Raw genomic sequence first — 21,545 nt, 5'->3', positions numbered from 1 at the left:
TTTTACTGCATATGACGGTTAGTGGGACTGTCTGTTTCCGGGTTAACCAGCGTGCGACGGGAACGCGCAGGCGTCCAGTCCAGTGCGCCGATGCGAACGAGATAAACCAGACCAGCCAGTAGCACTAAAATGAAAATTGCGGCTTCCACAAAGCCGACCCAGCCGCTCTCGCGGATAGAAGTCGACCATGCGTAGAGATACAGGGCTTCCACGTCGAAGATAACGAAGAACATGGCAACCAGATAAAACTTCGCAGAAAGACGTAAGCGGGCCGAACCAACGGAGTCGATCCCCGATTCAAACGGCGTGTTTTTGCTACGCGCGCGCGCGCGACCGCCAAGGTACCAGCCGCCGACGAGCATGAGGCAGCACAGGCCGATAGCGATGATGAGAAATATAGCGAATGCCCAATGATGAGCGATGACTTCAGTGGATGTTGACATACGCATTGCTTAACCAAAAAAGTGTAGCGCCAAAACCCTCTGCTCTTACTGGCAGATGAACGCCACAGCGTTTCACGGGAGGAATAAAAAAAACCGTGCAAAAAAGCGTCCCTGGTTGATGTGAGAAGCCCAGATGCCGTGGCTTTTTACCCCTTTCTTTAACCTTTTGTCAACTTTAACAAAAGTTTTCATAACATTAATTTACATTGGAATCTTTTCATTAACATTAAATGCCCTTTTATGCGAAATAACCTTGCATACTGTTCGGTTTTAGTGTTGTTGAATCGTGTCCGTTTCCGTCGTAAATCAAAAATCCCTTCTATTTTGACAGGATTTAGCCTCGATTCCTCCCCCCAAAGAGGGGTATTTTCTTGATCTGTGACACGGTTTTGTTAATTACCCCAGGAAATCGGCAACAATCCGTCCGGTTTTTTAACATTAGCAGGAAGTGTTGAAAGTGCAGGGAAAAGTCGACAAGGTGAGCGCCAGGTCACGCCAATACGCTGATTTTTCAGGAAAGAAATAAAAAAAACATTCAAAACATCAATAATAGTGCAAAAAAAAGAGCCACCAGGCGGGAAACCCTCCCCTGAGGCTCTTTTTGCTCACTTACATTCTGTTACCAGTTTTTGTGATCTTTGTTAGAAAATTGCCCTCACAAAATGAAGGTGTTATCTCCCTCTTGCGGAGTAAGTGCCGGCCCCGTTCGCCAGGGGTCGCTCTCCTGACTCAGTGACTGAAAAATCACCTGCGGCAGCTCGCTCACCGTCTGCGGATTGCAACTGACCACATACCGGGTATCCGGCAGGCCAGGCAATCCATCGCTGATGCCAGCCACGCGCAAATCGGGGCTCATCATTTCGACGGGTCGCGCGGTGACGCCCAGCCCGGCTTTGACCGCCGCTTTCACCCCGGAGAGAGACGAAGCGCCATGGGCCAGATGCCATGGGACGCGGGCCGCCTCCAGCGCGGCAATAATATCCTGGCGGAATGGACCTGGCTCTTCGAGCAGGATCAGGGGAATAGACTCCCCTTTCGCCAGCACATATTCCGCCGCACAGTACCAGAGGGTCGGTGACGTTCTCAGGATGAAAGAGGTAAAGCCGGGAGGCTGATGGGTGGTCAGCGCCAGATCCACCCGCCCCTCGGCCAGCATCGCCATGATGGCGGCATGGGGATGCACTTTGATCTCCAGCGTCATTCTGGGATAGAAGCAGCCGATGCGGTTTAATAAAAACGGCAGGATGGTATCGGCCGTTTCTTCCGACGCGCCGATGGTCAATCCACCTTGCAGGCTGCCATACATCAGCGACATGCAGGCTTCATCGTTAAAACGCAGGATCTTGCGGGCATAGCCCAGTAGCTGGATGCCTTGCTCAGTCAGCAGTTTATTACGCCCGTGACGGGCGAAAAGCTCTTTGCCGACCAGCTGCTCCAGGCGTTGCATTTGCTGGCTGACCGCGGACTGGGTACGACACACTGCGGCGGCGGCGGCGGCGAAGGTGTTCAAATCAGCGACCGCCACAAAGGTGCGCAGCAGATCGAGATCAAGGTTGAGTATCGGACGTGTTGTATTAATCATCTTTCTTCACTTACAGGTGGCTAACGCTGACCTGCCTTGTTGATGCTTTGCGCCAGGTTTCCGGCTATTCCCTGAGCCTCGTGCTCACCGTCAGATGGCGGATAAACAACTGGACGAACGTTATTACATGCCAAAGTACTCGTCTGGGCAAATGCGCAGAACCACGGAGTAATATATTGTTCGTATTTCTCATTGTTATTTATTACCACGGCCAGCCAGGTGTCATGCGTCGCTCCGGAAAAGCGGCCAGTGGTGGTGAGAAAGTCTCTCTTCCACCGCGCGTTCACACAGGGAAGAATGAACAATAAAATCCTGTAATAACAATATATTAAACATCAATCCAACCGGAGTGCTTACCGGCTACCACTGATATTAACGGCGATATTCTAACCGATTCCCGCCCTTTTTATAAGCCTAAATAAGGATTAACTCAGATAATTTTAAATTTTTTTCAACGTTTTATATAAATTAACAAACCTCAGATTATTACCTGTCAAAAATAATAATAATGCCCCCGCGGACTGTTTTTTATTGATATTATTTAACATCAAAATTACAAATCAGTCCCTATTGTATTAAGGATAGCGTTGTTTAGTCTGCCAACATTCTTCGTTCGCCCCTTCGTCACACAAACAAACCAGATAAATGATGGCAAAAAAGGCATATGGTCTACATATACGACCAAAAAAAGCATCATAAGCAGGTATAACCTACAACCTAAAACCGTAAGCGGCAGATAAATCAATTACGCTTAAAATCCTGCGTTAGCAAAATCTTCTCCTGCAAAGCCTTCAAAACAGCGGGGATGCGGAGTACATTGTTCCGTGCTGACTTCCACGGCAGGGAGTGGCGATAACAGCTAAAAGGTCAAGATTCATGTCCCCCATCGAAAAATCCAGCAAGTTAGAGAACGTCTGTTACGACATCCGTGGCCCGGTTCTGAAAGAAGCGAAACGTCTTGAGGAAGAAGGCAATAAAGTTCTGAAACTGAACATCGGCAACCCGGCGCCATTCGGCTTCGAGGCCCCTGACGAGATCCTCGTCGACGTCATCCGCAATCTGCCTACTGCCCAGGGTTACTGCGATTCGAAAGGGTTGTATTCGGCGCGCAAAGCCATCATGCAGCATTACCAGGCCCGGGGAATGCGTGATGTCACGGTAGAAGATATTTACATCGGCAACGGCGTGTCCGAACTGATTGTGCAGGCGATGCAGGCGCTGTTAAACAGCGGCGATGAGATGCTGGTTCCCGCGCCGGACTACCCACTGTGGACGGCGGCGGTGTCGCTTTCCAGTGGCAAAGCGGTCCACTATCTGTGTGACGAATCCGCTGACTGGTTCCCGGATCTTGACGATATCCGCGCAAAAATCACGCCGCGCACCCGCGGGATCGTGATCATTAACCCCAACAACCCCACCGGCGCAGTCTATTCCAAAGAACTGCTGCAGGAGATCGTCGAGATCGCCCGGCAGCATAACCTGATTATTTTCGCCGATGAGATCTACGATAAGATCCTCTACGACGAAGCCCAGCATCACTCGATTGCTGCTCTGGCGCCAGATCTGCTGACCGTGACCTTCAACGGACTGTCGAAAACCTACCGTGTTGCCGGTTTCCGTCAGGGGTGGATGGTGCTGAATGGCCCGAAAAAACACGCGAAGGGCTATATCGAAGGCCTGGAGATGCTGGCGTCGATGCGTCTGTGCGCCAACGTGCCGGCACAACATGCTATCCAGACGGCGCTGGGCGGCTACCAGAGTATCAGCGAATTCATCATTCCCGGCGGGCGCCTGTATGAACAACGCAACCGCGCCTGGGAGCTGATCAACGATATTCCGGGTGTCTCCTGCATGAAGCCAAAAGGCGCGTTGTATATGTTCCCGAAAATCGATGCCAAACGCTTCAATATTCACGACGACCAGAAAATGGTGCTCGACTTCCTGTTGCAGGAGAAAGTCCTGCTGGTGCAGGGTACCGCGTTCAACTGGCCGTGGCCGGATCATGTGCGCATTGTGACGCTGCCTCGTGAAGACGACCTGGAGATGGCGATCTCCCGCTTTGGCCGCTTCCTCTCCGGCTACCACCAGCTTTAATCGCTACGCCGCCGGCATTTGCATCCGGCGGCGATCCCTGCGCACAATGGAACCCGATGTTGTCACTGATTAAGGGTTCCTATGAGTCAGAGTCATTTCTTTGCCCACCTCTCCCGCCTGAAACTGATTAACCGCTGGCCGCTGATGCGCAACGTGCGCACCGAAAATGTCTCCGAACACAGTCTGCAGGTGGCGATGGTCGCCCATGCGCTGGCGGCAATTAAAAACCGCAAATTTGGCGGCCAGGTCAACGCCGAACGTATCGCCCTGCTGGCGATGTACCATGACGCCTCCGAAGTATTAACTGGCGACCTCCCTACCCCGGTGAAATATTTCAACTCCCAGATTGCCCAGGAATATAAGGCGATTGAGAAAATTGCTCAGCAAAAGCTGGTGGATATGGTCCCTGACGAGCTGCGCGATATTTTCGAGCCGCTGATTGATGAGCATCACTACAGTGAGGAAGAGCAGTCGATCGTTAAACAGGCTGACGCCCTCTGCGCCTACCTGAAGTGCCTCGAAGAGCTGTCTGCGGGTAACAACGAATTTCTGCTGGCCAAAGGCCGTCTGGAAAAGACGCTGGCGTCGCGGCGTAGCGCGGAGATGGATTACTTTATGCAGGTGTTTGTCCCGAGCTTCCAGCTGTCGCTGGATGAAATAAGCCAGGATTCGCCGCTGTAATTTTTCAGGCCGGGCAGCGGTTGCGCCCTACCCGGCCTGACCCCCTTAGAACGGAAACAGTACCGGGATCAGCAGCACGCAGACCACCATCACCAGTACGGTGAAGGGCACGCCAATCTTCACAAAGTCGCTGAAGGAATACTTACCCGGGCCAAGCACCAGGGTGTTGACCGGCGAGGAAACCGGAGTCATAAACGCCGCCGAAGCCGCCATCGCCACCACCATGGCGAAGGGATAGGGCGACACCCCCATTGACTTCGCTGCTGCCAGGGCTATAGGCGCCATCAGGACCGCGGTCGCGGTATTAGAGATGAACAGGCCTATCGCTGCGCACATTACAAACAGGCAGCCGAGCATCAGATAAGGCCCCTCGCTTCCGGCGACGTCCATCAGTCCCTTGACCACCAGATCTACCCCGCCGGTTTTCTGCAACGCCAGGGCAAACGGCATCATCCCGACAATCAAAATAATGCTTGGCCAGTGGATCGCCTTATAGGCGCTTTCGGCGTTGATGCAGCGGAATTTGCCCATCAGCAGGCAGGCGATGATCGCGGCAATCGGGTTGGGAATTTCATCAGTGAGCATCAGGGCTACCATCAACACCAGACAGAAAATCGCGTGCGGAGCCTGGCTGTGTGCCGGCGAAGCGTCATCCACTTCAACCGGCATATTGAGCACCACGAAATCACGCCCACGCTTCGCCAGCAGGGCAATTTGCCGCCAGTTGCCGACCACCAGCAGGATATCGCCGAGCTGCAGCGGCTCATCGACCACGGAACCATCCATCGCCTCGCCATCGCGCTTCATGCCGACGATATTGAGACCAAACCGGGTGCGGAACGCTATCTCACGCACCGTTTTACCAATCATCTCCGAATCCGGGATCAGCGACACCTCCGCCATGCCCACATCCAGCGCCTGATCGGCAAAATATTCGCCGCGCAGCACCATCGGCTCGAGCATCTGCTCACCACAGAACTGGCGTAAGTCGACATCGGAGGCGGACATATCGATCAGCAGGACGTCGCGGGCGCGGAATTCCGATACCCCGTTGACGTTAACAATCACCCGACGGAACCGCCGCCAGCGTTCGACGCCGATGACGTTGGCACAGTACCGCTCACGCAGTTTTAAATCATCAAGACGCTGGCCGATCATCGGCGAACCAGGACGGATCGCCAGCCGGCGGGCGCGGCCAGTGAGGTGATATTCGCGGATCAGATCGCGGAAGGTGCTTCTTTTACGGCCATCACGCGCGGATTCGCCATTCTCTGTCTTTAGCATAAAGCGCACCGCCAGCATATAGACGATGCCCAGGATCAGCACCACCAGGCCAATCGGCGTGACGCTGAAAAAACTGAAGCCGTGCAGCCCTTCGCGCAGCAGTTCACTGTTGACGACCAGGTTGGGGGGCGTTGCGACCAGGGTCATCATCCCGCTGATAAGTCCGGCAAAGCTCAGCGGCATCATCAGCCGCGAGGGAGAGGTATTCATCCGCGCCGACACGCTGAGCACTACCGGAATGAAAATGGCGACCACCCCGGTTGAACTCATAAACGCACCCAGCCCGGCGACGGTGAGCATCAGGTAAACCAGCATCTTGGTTTCGCTGTTGCCCGCCACACTCACCAGCCACGCCCCCATCTTGGTGGCCACCCCGGTACGCACCAGGCCATCACCGATAATAAACAGGGCGGCAATCAGGATCACGTTAGGATCGCTGAACCCGGAAAAGGCTTCATTCAGCGTCAGCGTGCCGCTGAGGACGAAGGCGACAATGACCATCAGGGCGATAGCATCCATGCGCACCTTGCCGGTAGCAAACAGCACAACCGCGATAGCCAGAAGGGATAAAACCCAAATCAATTCACCGTTCACAACGTTTCCTTGTCACAAGTGGGAGTCGACATAGTGGCATAAAAAAGCCCCGGCAACGCGGGGCGAAATCATACGTTTACGCTTTAAGACGCACATTAACATAGCCGTCCGCCTGGCGTTCGATCACCAGATCGTCCAGGCTACTCAGCACGAGGTCGGCTTCATCCAGTCGAGGGGCATCGGCAGGCACGTTGACCGCGATGGTGCGACACCCCGCCGCCAGGCCGGAGAGCAACCCCGCCGGCGCATCTTCTACCACCGCGCACTGATCGGCCGGTAGTCCCAGCCGCTCGGCGCCCAGCAGATAGGCGTCCGGCGCCGGTTTTCCGTGTTTTACCTGCTCAGCGGTGATGAAGACCTCCGGCATCGGCAGGCCTGCCGCGCGATGACGCGCGTGGGCAACCGGCACCGACCCGGAAGTGACAATCGCCCATGGGATCCCAGCCTCATTGAGGGTACTCAGCAGGGTTAACGCCCCCGGCAGAGCGACAATGCCCTCGATATCAGTGGCTTCAATCTGCTCGAGGAAGCGGAATTCGGCCTGGATATCCTCCTCGCTACGACCCGGCATAAAATGGCGAATAGAGGTAATGGCCTGCTTGCCGTGAATAAAACTGAGAATTTCATCATGGTCAATGGCGAAACGATCGCCCCACTTACACCATGAACGCTCCACCACCGGCAAGGAATCCACCAGCGTCCCGTCTAAATCGAACAGGAAACCTTTACACTGCACGGGCACCTCCCTCAGGCATTGATAATTTGGTTAATTTCATTACTGCTCAGGTGATACTGGCGCGGACAGGCGTGCCAGACGCTCAGCATCCGCTGATATTTCTCCCACATCGGGGTCTGCGAGTTAAAGCCATGAGTGCCGGCGTCAAAATGGCTGTAGCGGCCTTCAATATTGACCATAAAGCGTACATAGCCGAGAAAACGCGCTTCGGTGGCGGCATCAAATCCGAGGAAGGTAACCCGACGCTCGTCGATACCCGCCGCGTCTTTCAGGTTGGTCCAGGAGACATGTAGCGCGTGGTACATCTCCATGATATCGATAACGGTACGGCAGGTTTCTTCCGTCAGCTGGCCAAACTCGCGGTCCAGTTCGCGCATCTGCAGCCCATACCCACGCTCAATGATGGTTTGCAGACGACGGTAGCGTTCCGCATTGTCCGGGTCGAGCATCGTCATCATTTTGTACTGATTGGATAAAATCAGACGCTGCGCATTGGTCATTTCCATGTTGTGACTCCTGTAGCACGGTAGGGCGTGAAATAAAGAAGGCGCATAAATCATGCGCCTTCTTTTATATGCGTTTTCCGTAGTGAATTACAAATCATCAAGGAAAGTTTTATCCAGTTGTTTGAAGGCGCGCTTAAGCGTGTCAGCCAGCGCCTGATAATCGGGCTTGCCTTCGACCGGCGCCAGCGCCTGCCCCGCCTCCTGCAGTTTGCCGCGCACTTCGTAAAACCAGTTAAGAATGGAGGGCGGCAGCGGCGTCACCGAACGCTTACCCAACCACCATAATCCCTGCATCGGCAGGCTCAGGGCAAACAGCGCGGTGGCGACAGCGGGACCCAGCTGGCCGCCCAGGGCTATCTGCCAGCACAGCGTAAAAATGGCGATCGGCGGCATGATACGGATAGCATAGCGGGTGGCACGAATAATGCGGTTTTCGATAAACACCGGCGCGAGGCGCTTGTCGAGAGGCCAGGTCTTTGCGTAATGCTGCCCGCGGTTGAACAAGCTAAAGAAGCTAACGGGGCGTTTCTCAGGGGTCGACATGGCTTTACCTCAACTTTACATATAAAACTTAAAAAATTCGTGCAAAACACCAACTATGCATGACATCGTTCAAAAGATTTTGGCAAAGGATGCCGCAATCAGGTATCCTGTGCCCGCCTGAAAGGGCGGATAGACTCTTTTGCCAGGCTAGTCAAATTATCGCATATTCTGCCATTGGCTGAAAATTATGCAAAATGGCATAAAATCAAATGTACTTCTCTCATCGTGCCCGAAAACAGAACAAGGCATGATGTTAATCATAAATGTCGAGGTCATCCTGCGCTACGCTAATGACACACTGACGTTTTTTTAGCCACGTATCATAAAAAGGTACTTCCATGTCGAGTAAGTTAGTACTGGTTCTGAACTGCGGTAGCTCCTCTCTGAAATTTGCTATCCTTGATGCCGTTAACGGCGACGAATATCTGTCCGGTTTAGCGGAATGCTTCCACCTGCCGGAAGCCCGTATCAAATGGAAAATTGACGGCGGCAAACAAGAAGCTGAATTAGGCGCCGGTGCCGCGCACAGTGAAGCACTGAACTTTATCGTTAACACTATTCTGGCACAAAAACCAGAACTGTCTGCTCAGCTGACCGCAATCGGCCACCGTATCGTACACGGCGGTGAAAAATACACCAGCTCCGTGGTGATCGACGAGTCTGTGATTCAGGGTATTAAAGACGCAGCGTCTTTCGCACCGCTGCACAACCCGGCGCACCTGATCGGCATCGCTGAAGCGCTGAAATCCTTCCCGCATCTGAAAGACAAAAACGTGGCCGTATTCGATACGGCGTTCCACCAGACCATGCCGGAAGAATCCTATCTCTACGCCCTGCCGTACAGCCTGTACAAAGAGCATGGCGTTCGTCGTTACGGCGCGCACGGCACCAGCCACTTCTATGTGACTCAGGAAGCCGCTAAGATCCTGAACAAGCCGGTGGAAGAGCTGAACATCATCACTTGCCACCTCGGCAACGGTGGCTCTGTTTCCGCTATCCGTAACGGTAAATGCGTTGATACCTCCATGGGCCTGACGCCGCTGGAAGGTCTGGTGATGGGTACCCGCTCCGGCGACATCGACCCGGCAATCATCTTCCATCTGCACGACACCCTGGGCATGAGCGTTGACGCGATCAACAAAATGCTGACCAAAGAGTCCGGCCTGCTGGGTCTGACCGAAGTCACCAGCGACTGCCGCTACGTGGAAGACAACTACCAGGAAAAAGCCGACGCTAAACGCGCGATGGACGTCTACTGCCACCGCCTGGCGAAATACATCGGCTCCTACACCGCGCTGATGGACGGTCGTCTCGACGCCGTTATCTTCACCGGCGGTATCGGTGAAAACGCCGCGATGGTGCGTGAACTGTCGCTGGGCAAACTGGGCGTCCTGGGCTTCGAAGTTGACCACGAACGTAACCTGGCTGCCCGTTTCGGCAAGTCTGGCTTCATCAACAAAGAAGGCACCCGTCCTGCCGTGGTTATCCCGACCAACGAAGAACTGGTCATCGCGCAAGACGCCAGCCGTCTGACCGCTTAATTCCACACCGCCAGCCATAACCTTCAATAATTCGAGCTGCAGGAAGGCGGCGACGCAGCAAATCCCCGGTGGCGTACACCACGTACGCCACCGGGGTGAGCAAGTAGAGCCAACGCGCATGCAACTTGAAGTATGACGGGTAGCTGGTGGTGCTGTTTTGTATCCCGCCTGATACTGGCGGTAACGAAAGAGGATATACCGTGTCCCGTACTATCATGTTAATTCCTACCGGTACCAGCGTAGGCCTGACCAGCGTCAGCCTCGGTGTGATCCGTGCTATGGAACGCAAAGGCGTTCGTCTGAGCGTCTTTAAACCAATCGCCCAACCGCGCTCCGGTGGCGATGCGCCAGACCAGACCACCACCATCGTTCGCGCCAGCTCCTCCACGACCACCGCCGCTGAACCGCTGAAGATGAACCACGTTGAATCTCTGCTCTCCAGCAATCAGAAAGATGTGCTGATGGAAGAGATCATCGCCAACTACCACGCGAACACTCAGGATGCGGAAGTAGTACTGGTGGAAGGCCTGGTGCCGACCCGTAAGCATCAGTTCGCGCAGGCGCTGAACTTTGAAATCGCCAAAACGCTGAACGCGGAAATCGTCTTCGTGATGTCGCAGGGCACCGATACGCCAGAGCAGCTGAACGAGCGTATTGAACTGACCCGCAACAGCTTTGGCGGCGCGAAAAACACCAGCATTACCGGCGTTATCGTCAACAAACTGAATGCACCGGTCGACGAGCAGGGCCGTACCCGTCCTGACCTGTCCGAAATCTTCGACGACTCGTCGAAAGCGAAAGTCGTGAAGATCGACCCGGCTCAGCTGCAGAAAGGCAGCTCCCTGCCAGTACTGGGCGCGGTGCCGTGGAGCTTCGATCTGATCGCCACCCGCGCGATCGACATGGCGCATCACCTGAATGCCACCATCATCAACGAAGGCGATATCAACACCCGCCGCGTGAAATCCGTGACCTTCTGCGCGCGCAGCATCCCACACATGCTGGAGCACTTCCGTGCAGGCTCGCTGCTGGTCACCTCGGCAGATCGTCCTGACGTGCTGGTCGCTGCCTGCCTGGCCGCGATGAACGGCGTGGAAATCGGCGCCATCCTGCTGACCGGCGGCTATGAAATGGACGCGCGCATCAGCAAGCTGTGCGAACGTGCCTTCGCCACCGGCCTGCCGGTGTTTATGGTCAATACCAATACCTGGCAGACCTCCCTGAGCCTGCAGAGCTTCAACCTCGAAGTACCGGTTGACGATCACGAGCGCATCGAGAAAGTTCAGGAATACGTGGCCAACTACATCAACGCCGACTGGATCGAATCGCTGACCGCGACCTCCGAGCGCAGCCGCCGTCTCTCCCCGCCAGCCTTCCGCTACCAGCTGACCGAGCTGGCGCGCAAAGCCGGCAAACGCGTTGTCCTGCCGGAAGGCGACGAACCGCGTACCGTGAAAGCCGCCGCTATCTGTGCGGAACGTGGCATCGCCACCTGTGTGCTGCTGGGTAACCCGGATGAGATCAACCGCGTTGCCGCAGCGCAGGGCGTTGAGCTGGGCGCGGGTATCGAAATCGTCGACCCGGAAGTGGTTCGCGAAAGCTACGTGGCTCGCCTGGTCGAACTGCGTAAGAGCAAGGGCATGACCGAAGCCGTCGCTCGCGAGCAGCTGGAAGACAACGTGGTTCTCGGCACCCTGATGCTGGAGCAAGACGAAGTCGACGGCCTGGTGTCCGGCGCGGTTCACACCACCGCCAACACCATTCGTCCGCCGCTGCAGCTGATCAAAACCGCACCGGGCAGCTCGCTGGTCTCTTCCGTATTCTTCATGCTGCTGCCGGAACAGGTTTATGTCTACGGCGACTGCGCGATCAACCCGGATCCGACGGCAGAACAGCTGGCGGAAATCGCTATTCAGTCCGCTGACTCCGCCATTGCTTTCGGTATCGAACCGCGCGTAGCGATGCTCTCCTACTCCACCGGTACCTCCGGCGCGGGTAGCGATGTCGAGAAAGTCCGCGAAGCGACCCGTCTGGCGCAGGAAAAACGTCCTGACCTGATGATCGATGGCCCGCTGCAGTACGACGCCGCCGTCATGGCTGACGTCGCGAAATCCAAAGCGCCGAATTCGCCGGTTGCTGGCCGCGCGACCGTGTTCATCTTCCCGGATCTGAACACCGGTAACACCACGTACAAAGCGGTACAGCGCTCTGCCGACCTGATCTCCATCGGGCCGATGCTGCAGGGTATGCGCAAGCCGGTCAACGACCTGTCTCGTGGCGCCCTGGTTGACGATATCGTCTATACCATCGCTCTGACCGCGATCCAGTCAGCTCAGCAGCAGAAGTAATTCCCCGCTGAGATAAAAGCAAAAGGCAGCCAGATGGCTGCCTTTTTTCGTCAGGAGGCGAGCAGCTGTTGCTGCTGCGCGATTGCGGTATTACTCGCCCTCTTCCGCGTCATCATACTCATTACCCGCGTTACGGGTCATCCACAGCGCCAGCGCTTTCAGCGAGTCCGGCGTGAATTCATCGCAGCGGGCGGTGATCTCTTCCGGCGTTAACCAACACACCTCGCTGACCTCTTCTTCCTGCAGCGCAAATGGCCCATGCGAGACGCAGCTGAACAGGCTTCCCCAGACGCGACAGAACTTATCTTCGTAGTAAAACTGACCGTGATCGGCAAACGGTACTCCCGCGATGCCTAACTCTTCTTCGGCCTCGCGACGGGCAGACTCCAGCAGTTGCTCATCGGCCTGAACGACGCCGCCGGCGGTGGCATCCAGCATGCCCGGATGAAAGTCTTTTGTCTCGGTGCGTCGCTGCACCAGAATTTTTCCCATTCCGTCGTGAACGACGATATAGGTCGCCCGGTGACGCAGGCACTGCGCGCGCATCTGCTCGCGGCTGGATTGTGCTATCACCTCATTGTTTTCATTAACAATATCGACCCATTCTGTGCTTGCCAAATGATTCTGTTCCGCCATCAGGAAACCTTACTTTGAAAGCGCTCTTGCGGCGCGTCTTTATGATTGAGGGCTAAATTACGGGTAAATTGCGACCTCTGCAATAACCTGATTATCATTGAGTGCTAAAACCTGCAGACGCCCCTGATCCAGCAGCCCATAGCTGGCGGAATATCCCCCTTTCGGGATACTCACTGAGCCAGGGTTAAACAGGTAGATCGCACCGCGTTTTTCCGCAACCGGAATATGAGTATGGCCGTAAGCCAGAACATCGCCAGCGTCCAGCGGCGGCAAATTTTCCGGGCTATAAAGATGGCCATGGGTCAGAAACAGGCGGTAGCGTTCGCTGAGCACCTGTTGCCAGGGCGCGGTCATGGGAAAACGAAGTAGCATCTGATCCACTTCGCTGTCGCAATTGCCGCGAACGGCAATAATGCGCTCCGCCACGCTGTTAAGCCGCTCGGCCACCTCCGCCGGCGCATACCCTTCCGGCAGCGCATTGCGTGGCCCGTGATTGAGCACATCGCCGAGAATAATAAGCCACCTGGCGCCGCTTTGCGCGAATCGTTCAAGCACGCGTTCCGTAGCGGGCAGCGAACCGTGAATATCGGAGGCAAACATCAGTTTCATAGATTCCATCTCCACTGGTTACAATGCCACTATGATAGCGGAAGCGCGGCGGGCGATCAGCCTGCGCGTTTGGCGGAAAGCGCGGCGTAACGCTGGATTGAGGCCCGTTGCCACTGAAAAGTCGCATAATCGGCCAGCGTCTCCGGCACCTCATCGCCATTGAGAACCAGACGATTGAGCATCAGCGCCAGGTCGGCGTCGGCAATGGACCATTCGCCAAATAAATTTTGCCCGCCGTGGGCCAGTAGCATGGCGGCGGTGGTAAACAGTTTTTCCGCAGATTGCTTGCCTGCCTCGCTGAGGGCCGGCATTTTCACCCCGCCAAACACCACGGCGGTGGATCGCTCTTCACGAATCGGCACCAGATCGCTGCGCAGCCAGGCCTGGATCTGCCGGGCGCGGGCGCGTTTTTGCAGATCATGCGGGTAAATGCGCTCCCACTCCGGCGGGGCGAAACGCTCATCCAGATACTCGGTAATCGCCGAGGACTCGCTCAGCGCGAAATCATCAACCTCCAGCAGCGGTACGCGACGGGTGGCGGTATAGCCCGTCCAGCCGGCCTGCAGATGTTCGCCGCGGTTCAGATCGACGGTTTTAAGGCTAAAAGGCAGGCTCTTTTCCTGCAGGGCGACATAGACAGACATCACATACGGTGAGAAAAAATCGGCATCGGACCACAGGGTAATCACAGGCTGGCTCATGGCTTCCTCAAGGATGGTAGACAGGACAATAAGCCAACATAGCCTGGCTTGCCGGGGATGTCACTGCTCGTCCGCGCGTCAGCATCACGTGGCTGCCTCCAGACCGATGCGCCGCTCGCGGATTTCCTCCCGGGTTGCGCAGCTTCACCTATACTCGAACAGTTTGCGACCCACGACGGCGGGAAATATTATGATCGATCTCTACTATGCACCCACCCCAAACGGCCACAAAATCACCCTGTTTCTCGAAGAGGCGCAGCTGGCCTATCGGCTAATTCGGGTCGATATCGGCAAAGGGGAACAGTTTCATCCACAGTTTCTGGCGATTTCGCCGAATAACAAAATCCCGGCGATTGTCGACCATATGCCTGTCGATGGCGGAGCGCCGTTGAGCGTCTTCGAGTCCGGCGCCATCCTGCTCTATCTGGCGGAGAAAAGCGGCAAGCTGCTGAGCGGTGAACTGCGGGAGCGCTATATTACTCTGCAATGGCTATTCTGGCAGGTCGGCGGTCTTGGGCCGATGCTGGGACAAAATCAGCATTTTGCCCACTCGGCGCCGCAAACGGTGCCCTATGCTATTGAACGTTTTCAGGTGGAAACCCAGCGACTGTACGGGGTTCTCAACCACCGCCTCGAAGCCAGTCCGTGGCTTGGCGGCGACCATTACAGCATCGCCGATATTGCCGCCTGGCCCTGGGTCAACAACCATGTCCGACAGCGTATCGATCTGGCGAACTATCCGGCGGTGCATAACTGGTATGAGCGCATTAAGCAGCGACCGGCGACCATTGAAGCGATGCTAAAAATTCAGCCTTATTAACCCCCTGCTCGCCCGTCGCGCTTTGTTGTATGATTGCAGAACTTACAACACGGAGGAAGCCTGCAATGTCTCAACCAGACGCCATTATTCGTATTAAGAACCTGCGCCTGCGTACTTTTATTGGAATTAAAGAGGAAGAGATCGCCAACCGCCAGGACGTGGTGGTGAATGTGGCGATTCACTATCCCGCCGATAAGGCGCGCGATAGCGAAGACATCAATGATGCGCTGAACTACCGCACCATTACCAAGCGCATCATCAGCCATCTTGAGAATGGCCGTTTCTCGTTGCTGGAAAAATTAACTCAGGATGTGCTGAATATCGCATGCGAACATCACTGGGTCACATATGCTGAAGTGGAGATCGATAAACTTCATGCGCTACGCTATGCCGACTCGGTGTCGATGACCATGAGCTGGCGGCGATAACGATGTCAGGGAGGTGGTATGAAGATCCTGCTTACGGGTGGCACCGGCCTGATTGGCCGACATCTGATACCCCGGTTGCTGGAGCTGGGGCATAGCGTCACGGTTTCCACGCGGCACCCGGATAGCGCCCGCGCCCGCCTCGATCCGCGCGTCACGCTGTGGCGCGATTTCGAAGGCCATCACCACCTCAATGATATTGATGCCGTTATTAATCTGGCAGGTGAGCCCATAGCTGATAAACGCTGGACGGCCGAGCAGAAACAACGCTTGTGCCATAGCCGCTGGGATCTCACTCAGCGGTTGGTGGGCCTGATCCACGCCAGCGACACGCCTCCCTCCGTGCTGATCAGCGGGTCTGCCACCGGCTACTACGGCGATCTCGGCGAGGTGGTGGTGACCGAAGAAGAACCACCGCACAATGAGTTTACCCATAAGCTTTGCGCCCGCTGGGAGCAAATTGCCTGCGAAGCGCAAAGCGAACGTACCCGCGTCTGCCTGCTGCGCACCGGCGTGGTACTGGCCCCGCGGGGCGGTATTCTCGGCAAAATGACGCCCGCCTTTAAGCTCGGCCTCGGTGGGCCTATCGGCAGCGGCAGACAGTATCTGGCCTGGATCCATATCGACGATATGGTTAACGGCATTCTGTGGCTGCTGGATAACGATCTACGCGGTCCGTTCAATATGGTTTCTCCCTACCCAGTGCATAACGAACAGTTCGCCCACGCCTTGGGTCATGCGCTCAATCGACCAGCCATTTTCCGCGTTCCTGCCGCTGCTATTCGCCTGCTGATGGGTGAGTCTGCCGTCCTGGTGCTCGGTGGCCAGCGCGCGCTGCCTAAGCGACTGGAAGCCGCTGGCTTCGCCTTCCGCTGGTACGATCTGGAAGAAGCGCTAAAGGATGTGCTGCGTTAATGGCTGACACAGGGGAGCATTGGCTCCCCTGATTCCATTCTGCTGGCTCATGCTCCACGCCTGGATGGCGGCCTCACCCTGGCGCTGCAGCATCGCCATATTCACGACAACCAGCGCCCTTAATCGCCTGAATTCACCGCCAGCCGGCCGGTTCGCCGATGTTACCTGGCGAAGCAAAGTGCTAAGGTAGGCTTTTCTTTCTGCGTATTGACTGCTTTATGACAACCATCACCACACCACGCCTTTCGCTTACCCGCTTTGTTACCGATGACTGGCCCTTTTTTCTGCGCCTGCGCCAGGATCCGCTGGTGATGCGTTTTATGGGGGAAGTGTTAAGCGAGACGGCGCTACGCAGCGTGTTTGCCAGCCGCTGTGCCGATCCCGGGGTGTTTGTTTTGCGTGATAAACGCGGCGACGCGCTGGGCGATATTGGGCTACGCATCAGTCCGAAAAATCCGCACGAGGCTGACGTCGGCTACGCCCTGTTACCGCAGGCTCAGGGAAGAGGCTATGCCAGCGAAGCGCTGCGCGCGATCTGCGATTATGGTTTCAGCACGCTGGGGGTGCAGGCCATCAATGCCTGGGTGCTGAGTGAAAATCATGGCTCATCGCGCCTGCTGGAGAAGCAAGGCTTTGTGCGCACCCAGGTGCTGGAGAAAGCCTATCATCTGAACGGCATCGATTACGATGACTGGATCTATCGGCTGGAGCGGGAAGTTCACCCGACGCCTACAGACGCCGGGTGAGCCGGTTATTTCAGCGACCCTTTCAGAAACTGCTGCAGGCGCGGGCTTTTCGGCGCGCCAAACAGCGCGTCCGGATGTCCTTCTTCTTCAATTTTGCCCTGATGCAGGAAAATAACATGCGAAGAGACGTGGCGGGCAAAGCCCATTTCGTGGGTCACCACCACCATGGTTTTTCCCTCTTCCGCCAGCTGCTGCATGATACGCAACACTTCGCCCACCAGTTCCGGATCCAGAGCGGACGTTGGCTCATCAAACAGCAGCACTTCCGGCTCCATCGCCAGCGCGCGGGCAATCGAGACACGCTGCTGCTGGCCGCCGGAGAGATGCACCGGGTATTTCGCCTGCTGACGTTCGTCAATCCCGACCTTGGCCAGGTATTTTACCGCGCGATCGCGCGCTTCCTGTTTGCTTAAGCCCAGCACCTGAATCGGCGCCTCCATGACGTTCTCCAGCACCGTCATATGGCTCCACAGATTGAAATGCTGGAACACCATGGTCAGGCGGGTGCGCAGCAGGCGCAGCTGGTTCTTATCAGCCACCTTCAGCTGGCCGTCCTTATCCCGCACCAGGCCAATATTCTGGCCACTGACGACGATCGTGCCTTCGCTCGGTTTTTCAAGGAAGTTAATGCAGCGCAAAAAGGTACTTTTTCCGGAACCCGATGAACCGATGATACTGATAACGTCCCCGGCTTTCGCCTGCAGGGAGACGCCCTTCAGCACCTCGTGTTCCCCATAGCGTTTGTGCAGATCGATAACGTTTAATTTATTGTCGGACATGGCGTTCTCAATGCGTCGAAGAAGGTTTGATATGCTGCAACCAGCGCTTTTCCGCTTTACGGAACAAGCTAATCAGCACATACGAGATAATTAAATAGAGCACCGCGGCGATGCCAAAGGCGGTGAACGGCTGATAGGTCGCGGAGTTAATATCGCGAGCGATTTTCAGCAGATCCGGCACCGTAGCGGTAAACGCCAGCGCGGTGGAGTGCAGCATCAGGATCACTTCGTTACTGTAGGCCGGTAGCGCAATGCGCAGCGCGGAAGGCAGAATAATGCAGCGGTACAGTTTGACGGACGAGAAGCCGTAGGCCCGTGCCGCTTCAATTTCTCCGGCGGGTACTGAGCGGATCGCCCCGGCGAAAATTTCAGTGGTATAGGCGCAGGTATTCAGGGTTAACGCCAGCACCGTGCAGTTTAGCCCGCTGCGGAAAAAAGCGTTCAGCAGCTCCGTGCCTTTGACGATTTCCAGGGTATACATGCCGGAGTAAAAAACCAGCAGTTGTACATACAGCGGCGTGCCGCGAAAGATGTAAGTGAACAACCAGATGGGGAACTGGATAAATTTATTGCTCGAGACGCGGCCAATGGCCAGAAACACCGCCAGAATGCCGCCCATCACCACCGAAGAGATCAGCAACCATAAGGTAATCGCCACGCCGGTAAAGCGATAGCCGTCGGTCCACAGCAGTGATTTCCAGTACTCCTGAATAATTTCAATCACAGGTCAGCCCTCTTCACGCCAACGGTATAGCGGCGTTCGAGCAGCAGCAGTACGCCATTAGAAAGGGTGGTAAACACCAGATAAATCAGGCCGCAGACGATGGCGAAATAGAACGGCTGCCAGGTGCTTTTCCCGGCCAGCTGCGTGGCTTTGACCACATCCTCCAGCCCCAGCAGCGAGACCAGCGCCGTTGCCTTGAGAATAACCTGCCAGTTGTTGCCGATCCCCGGCAGCGCGTAGCGCATCATCGCCGGGAACAGAATACGCCGGAACGTCTGCCCGCCGCTAAAGCCAAAGGCGGTAGCCGCTTCGATATGCCCCTTCGGCACCGCAAGGTAGGCGCCGCGGAAAGTTTCCGTAAAATAGGCGCCATAGATAAAGCCGAGGGTAATAATCCCGGCGATCATCGGATCGATATCAAACTGCGCCATGCCCAGCGCATCGGTGACGCTGTTCAGCGCAATCTGCAGGCCATAGAAAATCAGCAGCATCAGCACCAGATCGGGCACGCCGCGAATCAGTGTGGTATAGCCTTCAAATACCAGCGCCAGAGGACGGTTGCTCGATAACTTTGCGCCAGCGCCCGCCAGCCCTATCAGGACGGCGAGAACGACCGAGCTGAGCGCAAGCTCCAGGGTGACGAGCGCACCCTGCAAAATAACCTGTGAAAACCCATACAGCATGCTGCCTACCCTGTCTGTCATTCACCATTGCGCGCGAAACGCACGCAATGGCGAGGCGTGAGAATTATTCGCCGTATACGTTAAAATCGAAGTATTTTTTCGCCAGTTTGTCGTAGGTGCCGTCCTTACGCATCTCTGCAAACGCCTTATTCAGCGCTTCACGCAGTTCGTTGTCTTCCTTACGCAGCCCCATACCGGTACCGACGCCGAACAGCTTCTCGTCTTTAATCGATGGTCCGCCAAACTGGTAATCTTTACCGATAGGCTGTTTCAGGAACCCTTCACTGGCCGCGACCTCATCCTGGAACGCGGCGTCGATACGGCCGGCGGTCAGGTCGGAATAGATATTGTCCTGCCCCTGATAGGAGACAATTTCGATACCTTTCGGCGCCCAGTGCTCATTGCCATAGGTTTCCTGAGTCGTCCCCTGCAGCACACCCACGCGCTTACCCTTCAGGGTGGCGAGATCCGGCGTTACCGGGCTGCCTTTTTTCACCACCAGACGCGAATCTGCCGCGTACAGCTTGTCAGTGAAGGCAATTTCCTGCTGGCGCTTTTCGGTAATCGACAGCGAAGACATAATCGCGTCGATTTTCTTGGCTTTTAAGGAGGGGATCAGTGCATCCAGCGGGTTTTCAACAAAGGTACATTGGGTATTAATACGCTTACACAGCTCTTTTGCCAGATCGATATCAAAACCGACCAATTCTCCCTGCGCATTCTTCGATTCGAAGGGGGCATAAGTCGGATCGGTGCCAATACGAATTTTTTGCGGAATGGCGGCAAAGACTGTGGAAACGCTGGAAAGGGCCAGCGCTAAAGAGAGAGACAACGCCAGTTTTTTCATAACTATCCTCGACAGACTGTCATTCTAACGGGTTTATTAGAACTATTTACGCCAGTTATCGTGCCATTATTCGCCCCTTAAGGGCAAAGATTTATGCACCAGAAAGGCCGATTTTTTGCATCAGAAACGCTTAACTATGCATTTTTTAGCCAAAAAAATGGCTGCTTTTGCACTGAAATGATCCGCAGCGTGTTTGGATGCACCATTTTGGGGCATGGATACGAACCTGGCGGCAGGCCCACCCTATTGTGCGGGCCTGCAGCAGTCTTAGTCGCCGTACACGTTAAAATCGAAGTATTTCTTCGCCATTTTGTCGTAGGTGCCGTCTTTGCGCATCTCGCCCAGCGCTTTATCAAACGCGGCTTTCAGCTCGGCGTCGTCCTTACGCAGGCCGATACCGGTGCCGTCGCCAAAGTACTTTTTGTCTTTAACGGACGGGCCGGCGAAGGCGAAATCTTTCCCGGCAGGCTGTTTCAGGAAGCCTTCGCTGGCGGCGACTTCATCCTGCAGCGCCGCATCCAGACGGCCAGCTGCGAGATCTGAATAGATCAGGTCCTGGTTCTGGTAAGCCACCACGTCAACGCCCTGGCTGCGCCAGCGGTCGTTAGCATAGGCTTCCTGAGTCGAACCTTGCAGCACCCCGACGTGCTTGCCTTTCAGCGCCTCCAGCGTCGGCTGGATCGGCGACCCTTTGGCGGCGATCAGACGCGAGTCAGCGGCATAAAGCTTGTCAGAGAAAGCGATCTCTTGCTGACGCTTCTCGGTAATGGAGAGCGAAGAGATGATGGCGTCAATTTTCTTCGCCTTGAGGGAGGGGATCAGAGAGTCAAAATCACTGCCGACCCAGGTACATTTCACCTTAATTCGGGAGCACAGTTCGTTGCCTAAATCGATATCAAAACCAACAAAGTCCCCTTTTGCGTCTTTCGACGAAAATGGCGCATAGGTCGCGTCAGTGCCAATGCGAATGCTCTGCGGCAGAGCAGCAAACACGCTGGCCGTGCTGCTCATTCCCACGAGTAAAGAGAGAGCCAGAATCGTCTTCTTCATACAGTACCCTTAAGTGTCGTGTCGTGATGTGGTGCGTTGCTTGTTATGGTGATTGCCGATCAATCCTGCAGTTTTTGTGCCATCTTCCCGGTGCGTGCCGGGAACAGGGTTAAATTTGTTAAAATAAAGTTGCAGGATTGTCTTGGAAGGGAAGATACCAGCATTACTGGCGAAACCGCAGTGCCTCAGCGCAAAAAGACGAAATAAATGTCGAGGATTTGATCGGGACGACAAATTTGCACCACTGCGGCGCAAGCG

The 21,545-nt window shown here is 55.5% G+C and carries 24 protein-coding genes; 9 read left to right on the top strand and 15 right to left on the bottom strand.

Features of this window, described 5'->3' with window-relative positions; genetic code table 11:
• Nucleotides 1-2 precede the first annotated feature (2 nt).
• Together nuoA and R0140_RS07315 are read right to left on the bottom strand one after the other, a co-directional pair.
• The gene (gene nuoA / locus R0140_RS07320) at nt 3-449 is read right to left on the bottom strand and encodes an NADH-quinone oxidoreductase subunit NuoA (RefSeq protein WP_002913181.1); all 447 of its coding nucleotides are present in this window, start codon (nt 447-449) and stop codon (nt 3-5) included.
• Nucleotides 450-1,098: 649 nt separating this feature from the next.
• Nucleotides 1,099-2,025 carry a LysR family transcriptional regulator gene (locus R0140_RS07315; protein WP_008803945.1) on the bottom strand — a complete coding sequence of 309 codons (927 nt, stop codon included), beginning with the start codon at nt 2,023-2,025 and terminating at the stop codon, nt 1,099-1,101.
• An 876-nt stretch (nt 2,026-2,901) separates the two neighbouring features.
• Between R0140_RS07315 and alaA the strand changes: the two genes are divergently transcribed.
• Complete coding sequence (gene alaA / locus R0140_RS07310) at nt 2,902-4,119, top strand: alanine transaminase AlaA (protein ID WP_008803944.1); 1,218 nt, start codon at nt 2,902-2,904, stop codon at nt 4,117-4,119.
• An 81-nt stretch (nt 4,120-4,200) separates the two neighbouring features.
• Nucleotides 4,201-4,800, top strand: coding sequence for a 5'-deoxynucleotidase (gene yfbR / locus R0140_RS07305; RefSeq protein ID WP_002913188.1), 600 nt, complete (start codon nt 4,201-4,203; stop codon nt 4,798-4,800).
• Nucleotides 4,801-4,845: 45 nt separating this feature from the next.
• Here the strand turns inward: yfbR and R0140_RS07300 are convergent, their stop codons facing one another.
• From R0140_RS07300 to yfbV, 4 genes are all read right to left on the bottom strand, one after another.
• Nucleotides 4,846-6,678 carry an SLC13 family permease gene (locus tag R0140_RS07300; protein WP_008803943.1) on the bottom strand — a complete coding sequence of 611 codons (1,833 nt, stop codon included), beginning with the start codon at nt 6,676-6,678 and terminating at the stop codon, nt 4,846-4,848.
• 76 nt (nt 6,679-6,754) lie between these two features.
• Nucleotides 6,755-7,414, bottom strand: a complete 660-nt coding sequence (locus tag R0140_RS07295; RefSeq protein WP_008803942.1) for a sugar phosphatase — start codon at nt 7,412-7,414, stop codon at nt 6,755-6,757.
• An 11-nt stretch (nt 7,415-7,425) separates the two neighbouring features.
• Nucleotides 7,426-7,920, bottom strand: coding sequence for a YfbU family protein (locus tag R0140_RS07290; protein WP_012540982.1), 495 nt, complete (start codon nt 7,918-7,920; stop codon nt 7,426-7,428).
• 87 nt (nt 7,921-8,007) lie between these two features.
• Complete coding sequence (gene yfbV, locus R0140_RS07285; protein WP_002913194.1) at nt 8,008-8,463, bottom strand: terminus macrodomain insulation protein YfbV; 456 nt, start codon at nt 8,461-8,463, stop codon at nt 8,008-8,010.
• A gap of 338 nt (nt 8,464-8,801) precedes the next feature.
• On the opposite strand from yfbV, the gene ackA reads away from it, so the two are divergent.
• Both ackA and pta read left to right on the top strand, forming a co-directional pair.
• A complete protein-coding gene (gene ackA, locus R0140_RS07280; protein ID WP_008803940.1) occupies nt 8,802-10,004 on the top strand; it encodes an acetate kinase in 1,203 nt (400 codons plus the stop codon).
• 200 nt (nt 10,005-10,204) lie between these two features.
• Entirely contained in the window at nt 10,205-12,352 is a 2,148-nt protein-coding gene (gene pta, locus R0140_RS07275; protein WP_012967509.1) for a phosphate acetyltransferase, read from the top strand.
• A 90-nt stretch (nt 12,353-12,442) separates the two neighbouring features.
• Here the strand turns inward: pta and yfcD are convergent, their stop codons facing one another.
• From yfcD to yfcF, 3 genes are read right to left on the bottom strand one after another with little or no spacing between them, the layout of a single operon-like run.
• Nucleotides 12,443-12,988, bottom strand: coding sequence for an NUDIX hydrolase YfcD (yfcD, locus tag R0140_RS07270; RefSeq protein ID WP_012540981.1), 546 nt, complete (start codon nt 12,986-12,988; stop codon nt 12,443-12,445).
• Between the two features lie 57 nt (nt 12,989-13,045).
• Nucleotides 13,046-13,597 (bottom strand): phosphodiesterase, encoded by a 552-nt coding sequence (gene yfcE / locus R0140_RS07265; protein ID WP_012967508.1) that lies wholly within the window; start codon nt 13,595-13,597, stop codon nt 13,046-13,048.
• 56 nt (nt 13,598-13,653) lie between these two features.
• Nucleotides 13,654-14,298, bottom strand: a complete 645-nt coding sequence (gene yfcF, locus R0140_RS07260) for a glutathione transferase (RefSeq protein ID WP_016161591.1) — start codon at nt 14,296-14,298, stop codon at nt 13,654-13,656.
• A gap of 190 nt (nt 14,299-14,488) precedes the next feature.
• Here yfcF and yfcG point away from each other — a divergent pair, with 190 nt between their 5' ends.
• The 3 genes from yfcG (at nt 14,489) to R0140_RS07245 (ending at nt 16,458) form a co-directional block, all read left to right on the top strand.
• Nucleotides 14,489-15,118 (top strand): GSH-dependent disulfide bond oxidoreductase, encoded by a 630-nt coding sequence (gene yfcG, locus R0140_RS07255; RefSeq protein ID WP_012967506.1) that lies wholly within the window; start codon nt 14,489-14,491, stop codon nt 15,116-15,118.
• Nucleotides 15,119-15,183: 65 nt separating this feature from the next.
• The gene (gene folX, locus R0140_RS07250) at nt 15,184-15,546 is read left to right on the top strand and encodes a dihydroneopterin triphosphate 2'-epimerase (RefSeq protein WP_002913200.1); all 363 of its coding nucleotides are present in this window, start codon (nt 15,184-15,186) and stop codon (nt 15,544-15,546) included.
• An 18-nt stretch (nt 15,547-15,564) separates the two neighbouring features.
• The gene (locus R0140_RS07245; protein WP_008803933.1) at nt 15,565-16,458 is read left to right on the top strand and encodes a TIGR01777 family oxidoreductase; all 894 of its coding nucleotides are present in this window, start codon (nt 15,565-15,567) and stop codon (nt 16,456-16,458) included.
• On the opposite strand, the gene R0140_RS07240 is transcribed toward R0140_RS07245, so the two are convergent.
• The gene (locus R0140_RS07240) at nt 16,438-16,557 is read right to left on the bottom strand and encodes a hypothetical protein (RefSeq protein ID WP_046621444.1); all 120 of its coding nucleotides are present in this window, start codon (nt 16,555-16,557) and stop codon (nt 16,438-16,440) included. The two genes, R0140_RS07245 and R0140_RS07240, sit on opposite strands and share 21 nt — an antisense overlap.
• A 119-nt stretch (nt 16,558-16,676) precedes the next feature.
• Here R0140_RS07240 and R0140_RS07235 point away from each other — a divergent pair, with 119 nt between their 5' ends.
• Nucleotides 16,677-17,204, top strand: coding sequence for a GNAT family N-acetyltransferase (locus R0140_RS07235; protein WP_022066030.1), 528 nt, complete (start codon nt 16,677-16,679; stop codon nt 17,202-17,204).
• A gap of 5 nt (nt 17,205-17,209) precedes the next feature.
• Here R0140_RS07235 and hisP read toward each other — a convergent pair whose 3' ends face one another.
• From hisP to argT, 5 genes are all read right to left on the bottom strand, one after another.
• Nucleotides 17,210-17,983 carry a histidine ABC transporter ATP-binding protein HisP gene (gene hisP, locus R0140_RS07230; RefSeq protein ID WP_008803931.1) on the bottom strand — a complete coding sequence of 258 codons (774 nt, stop codon included), beginning with the start codon at nt 17,981-17,983 and terminating at the stop codon, nt 17,210-17,212.
• Nucleotides 17,984-17,990: 7 nt separating this feature from the next.
• Nucleotides 17,991-18,707, bottom strand: coding sequence for a histidine ABC transporter permease HisM (gene hisM, locus R0140_RS07225; RefSeq protein WP_002913207.1), 717 nt, complete (start codon nt 18,705-18,707; stop codon nt 17,991-17,993).
• Nucleotides 18,704-19,390, bottom strand: coding sequence for a histidine ABC transporter permease HisQ (locus tag R0140_RS07220; RefSeq protein WP_004201769.1), 687 nt, complete (start codon nt 19,388-19,390; stop codon nt 18,704-18,706). Before R0140_RS07220 ends, hisM begins: the two co-directional genes overlap by 4 nt.
• A 64-nt stretch (nt 19,391-19,454) precedes the next feature.
• Nucleotides 19,455-20,237: a histidine ABC transporter substrate-binding protein HisJ gene (gene hisJ / locus R0140_RS07215; RefSeq protein WP_002913209.1), complete on the bottom strand. Its 783-nt coding sequence runs from the start codon at nt 20,235-20,237 to the stop codon at nt 19,455-19,457.
• A 267-nt stretch (nt 20,238-20,504) separates the two neighbouring features.
• A complete protein-coding gene (gene argT, locus R0140_RS07210; protein WP_002913210.1) occupies nt 20,505-21,287 on the bottom strand; it encodes a lysine/arginine/ornithine ABC transporter substrate-binding protein ArgT in 783 nt (260 codons plus the stop codon).
• Between the two features lie 45 nt (nt 21,288-21,332).
• Between argT and R0140_RS07205 the strand changes: the two genes are divergently transcribed.
• Nucleotides 21,333-21,494, top strand: a complete 162-nt coding sequence (locus tag R0140_RS07205; RefSeq protein WP_012540975.1) for a hypothetical protein — start codon at nt 21,333-21,335, stop codon at nt 21,492-21,494.
• Nucleotides 21,495-21,545: the final 51 nt, after the last annotated feature.

Origin of the sequence: Klebsiella sp. w6 (genome assembly GCF_033100215.1) — a bacterium.
Taxonomy (GTDB): domain Bacteria; phylum Pseudomonadota; class Gammaproteobacteria; order Enterobacterales; family Enterobacteriaceae; genus Klebsiella; species Klebsiella variicola.
Note: the sequence above shows the minus strand (reverse complement) of the source record. Positions and strands in the feature narration are given on the sequence as shown.

Coding starts and splice junctions, on each gene's coding strand:
- nuoA (WP_002913181.1), bottom strand. CDS start 449: ATGCGTATGTCAACATCCACTGAAGTCATCGCTCATCATTGGGCATTC.
- R0140_RS07315 (WP_008803945.1), bottom strand. CDS start 2,025: ATGATTAATACAACACGTCCGATACTCAACCTTGATCTCGATCTGCTG.
- alaA (WP_008803944.1), top strand. CDS start 2,902: ATGTCCCCCATCGAAAAATCCAGCAAGTTAGAGAACGTCTGTTACGAC.
- yfbR (WP_002913188.1), top strand. CDS start 4,201: ATGAGTCAGAGTCATTTCTTTGCCCACCTCTCCCGCCTGAAACTGATT.
- R0140_RS07290 (WP_012540982.1), bottom strand. CDS start 7,920: ATGGAAATGACCAATGCGCAGCGTCTGATTTTATCCAATCAGTACAAA.
- yfbV (WP_002913194.1), bottom strand. CDS start 8,463: ATGTCGACCCCTGAGAAACGCCCCGTTAGCTTCTTTAGCTTGTTCAAC.
- ackA (WP_008803940.1), top strand. CDS start 8,802: ATGTCGAGTAAGTTAGTACTGGTTCTGAACTGCGGTAGCTCCTCTCTG.
- yfcD (WP_012540981.1), bottom strand. CDS start 12,988: ATGGCGGAACAGAATCATTTGGCAAGCACAGAATGGGTCGATATTGTT.
- yfcE (WP_012967508.1), bottom strand. CDS start 13,597: ATGAAACTGATGTTTGCCTCCGATATTCACGGTTCGCTGCCCGCTACG.
- yfcF (WP_016161591.1), bottom strand. CDS start 14,298: ATGAGCCAGCCTGTGATTACCCTGTGGTCCGATGCCGATTTTTTCTCA.
- yfcG (WP_012967506.1), top strand. CDS start 14,489: ATGATCGATCTCTACTATGCACCCACCCCAAACGGCCACAAAATCACC.
- folX (WP_002913200.1), top strand. CDS start 15,184: ATGTCTCAACCAGACGCCATTATTCGTATTAAGAACCTGCGCCTGCGT.
- R0140_RS07245 (WP_008803933.1), top strand. CDS start 15,565: ATGAAGATCCTGCTTACGGGTGGCACCGGCCTGATTGGCCGACATCTG.
- R0140_RS07240 (WP_046621444.1), bottom strand. CDS start 16,557: ATGGCGATGCTGCAGCGCCAGGGTGAGGCCGCCATCCAGGCGTGGAGC.
- R0140_RS07235 (WP_022066030.1), top strand. CDS start 16,677: ATGACAACCATCACCACACCACGCCTTTCGCTTACCCGCTTTGTTACC.
- hisP (WP_008803931.1), bottom strand. CDS start 17,983: ATGTCCGACAATAAATTAAACGTTATCGATCTGCACAAACGCTATGGG.
- R0140_RS07220 (WP_004201769.1), bottom strand. CDS start 19,390: ATGCTGTATGGGTTTTCACAGGTTATTTTGCAGGGTGCGCTCGTCACC.
- hisJ (WP_002913209.1), bottom strand. CDS start 20,237: ATGAAAAAACTGGCGTTGTCTCTCTCTTTAGCGCTGGCCCTTTCCAGC.
- argT (WP_002913210.1), bottom strand. CDS start 21,287: ATGAAGAAGACGATTCTGGCTCTCTCTTTACTCGTGGGAATGAGCAGC.
- R0140_RS07205 (WP_012540975.1), top strand. CDS start 21,333: ATGGTGATTGCCGATCAATCCTGCAGTTTTTGTGCCATCTTCCCGGTG.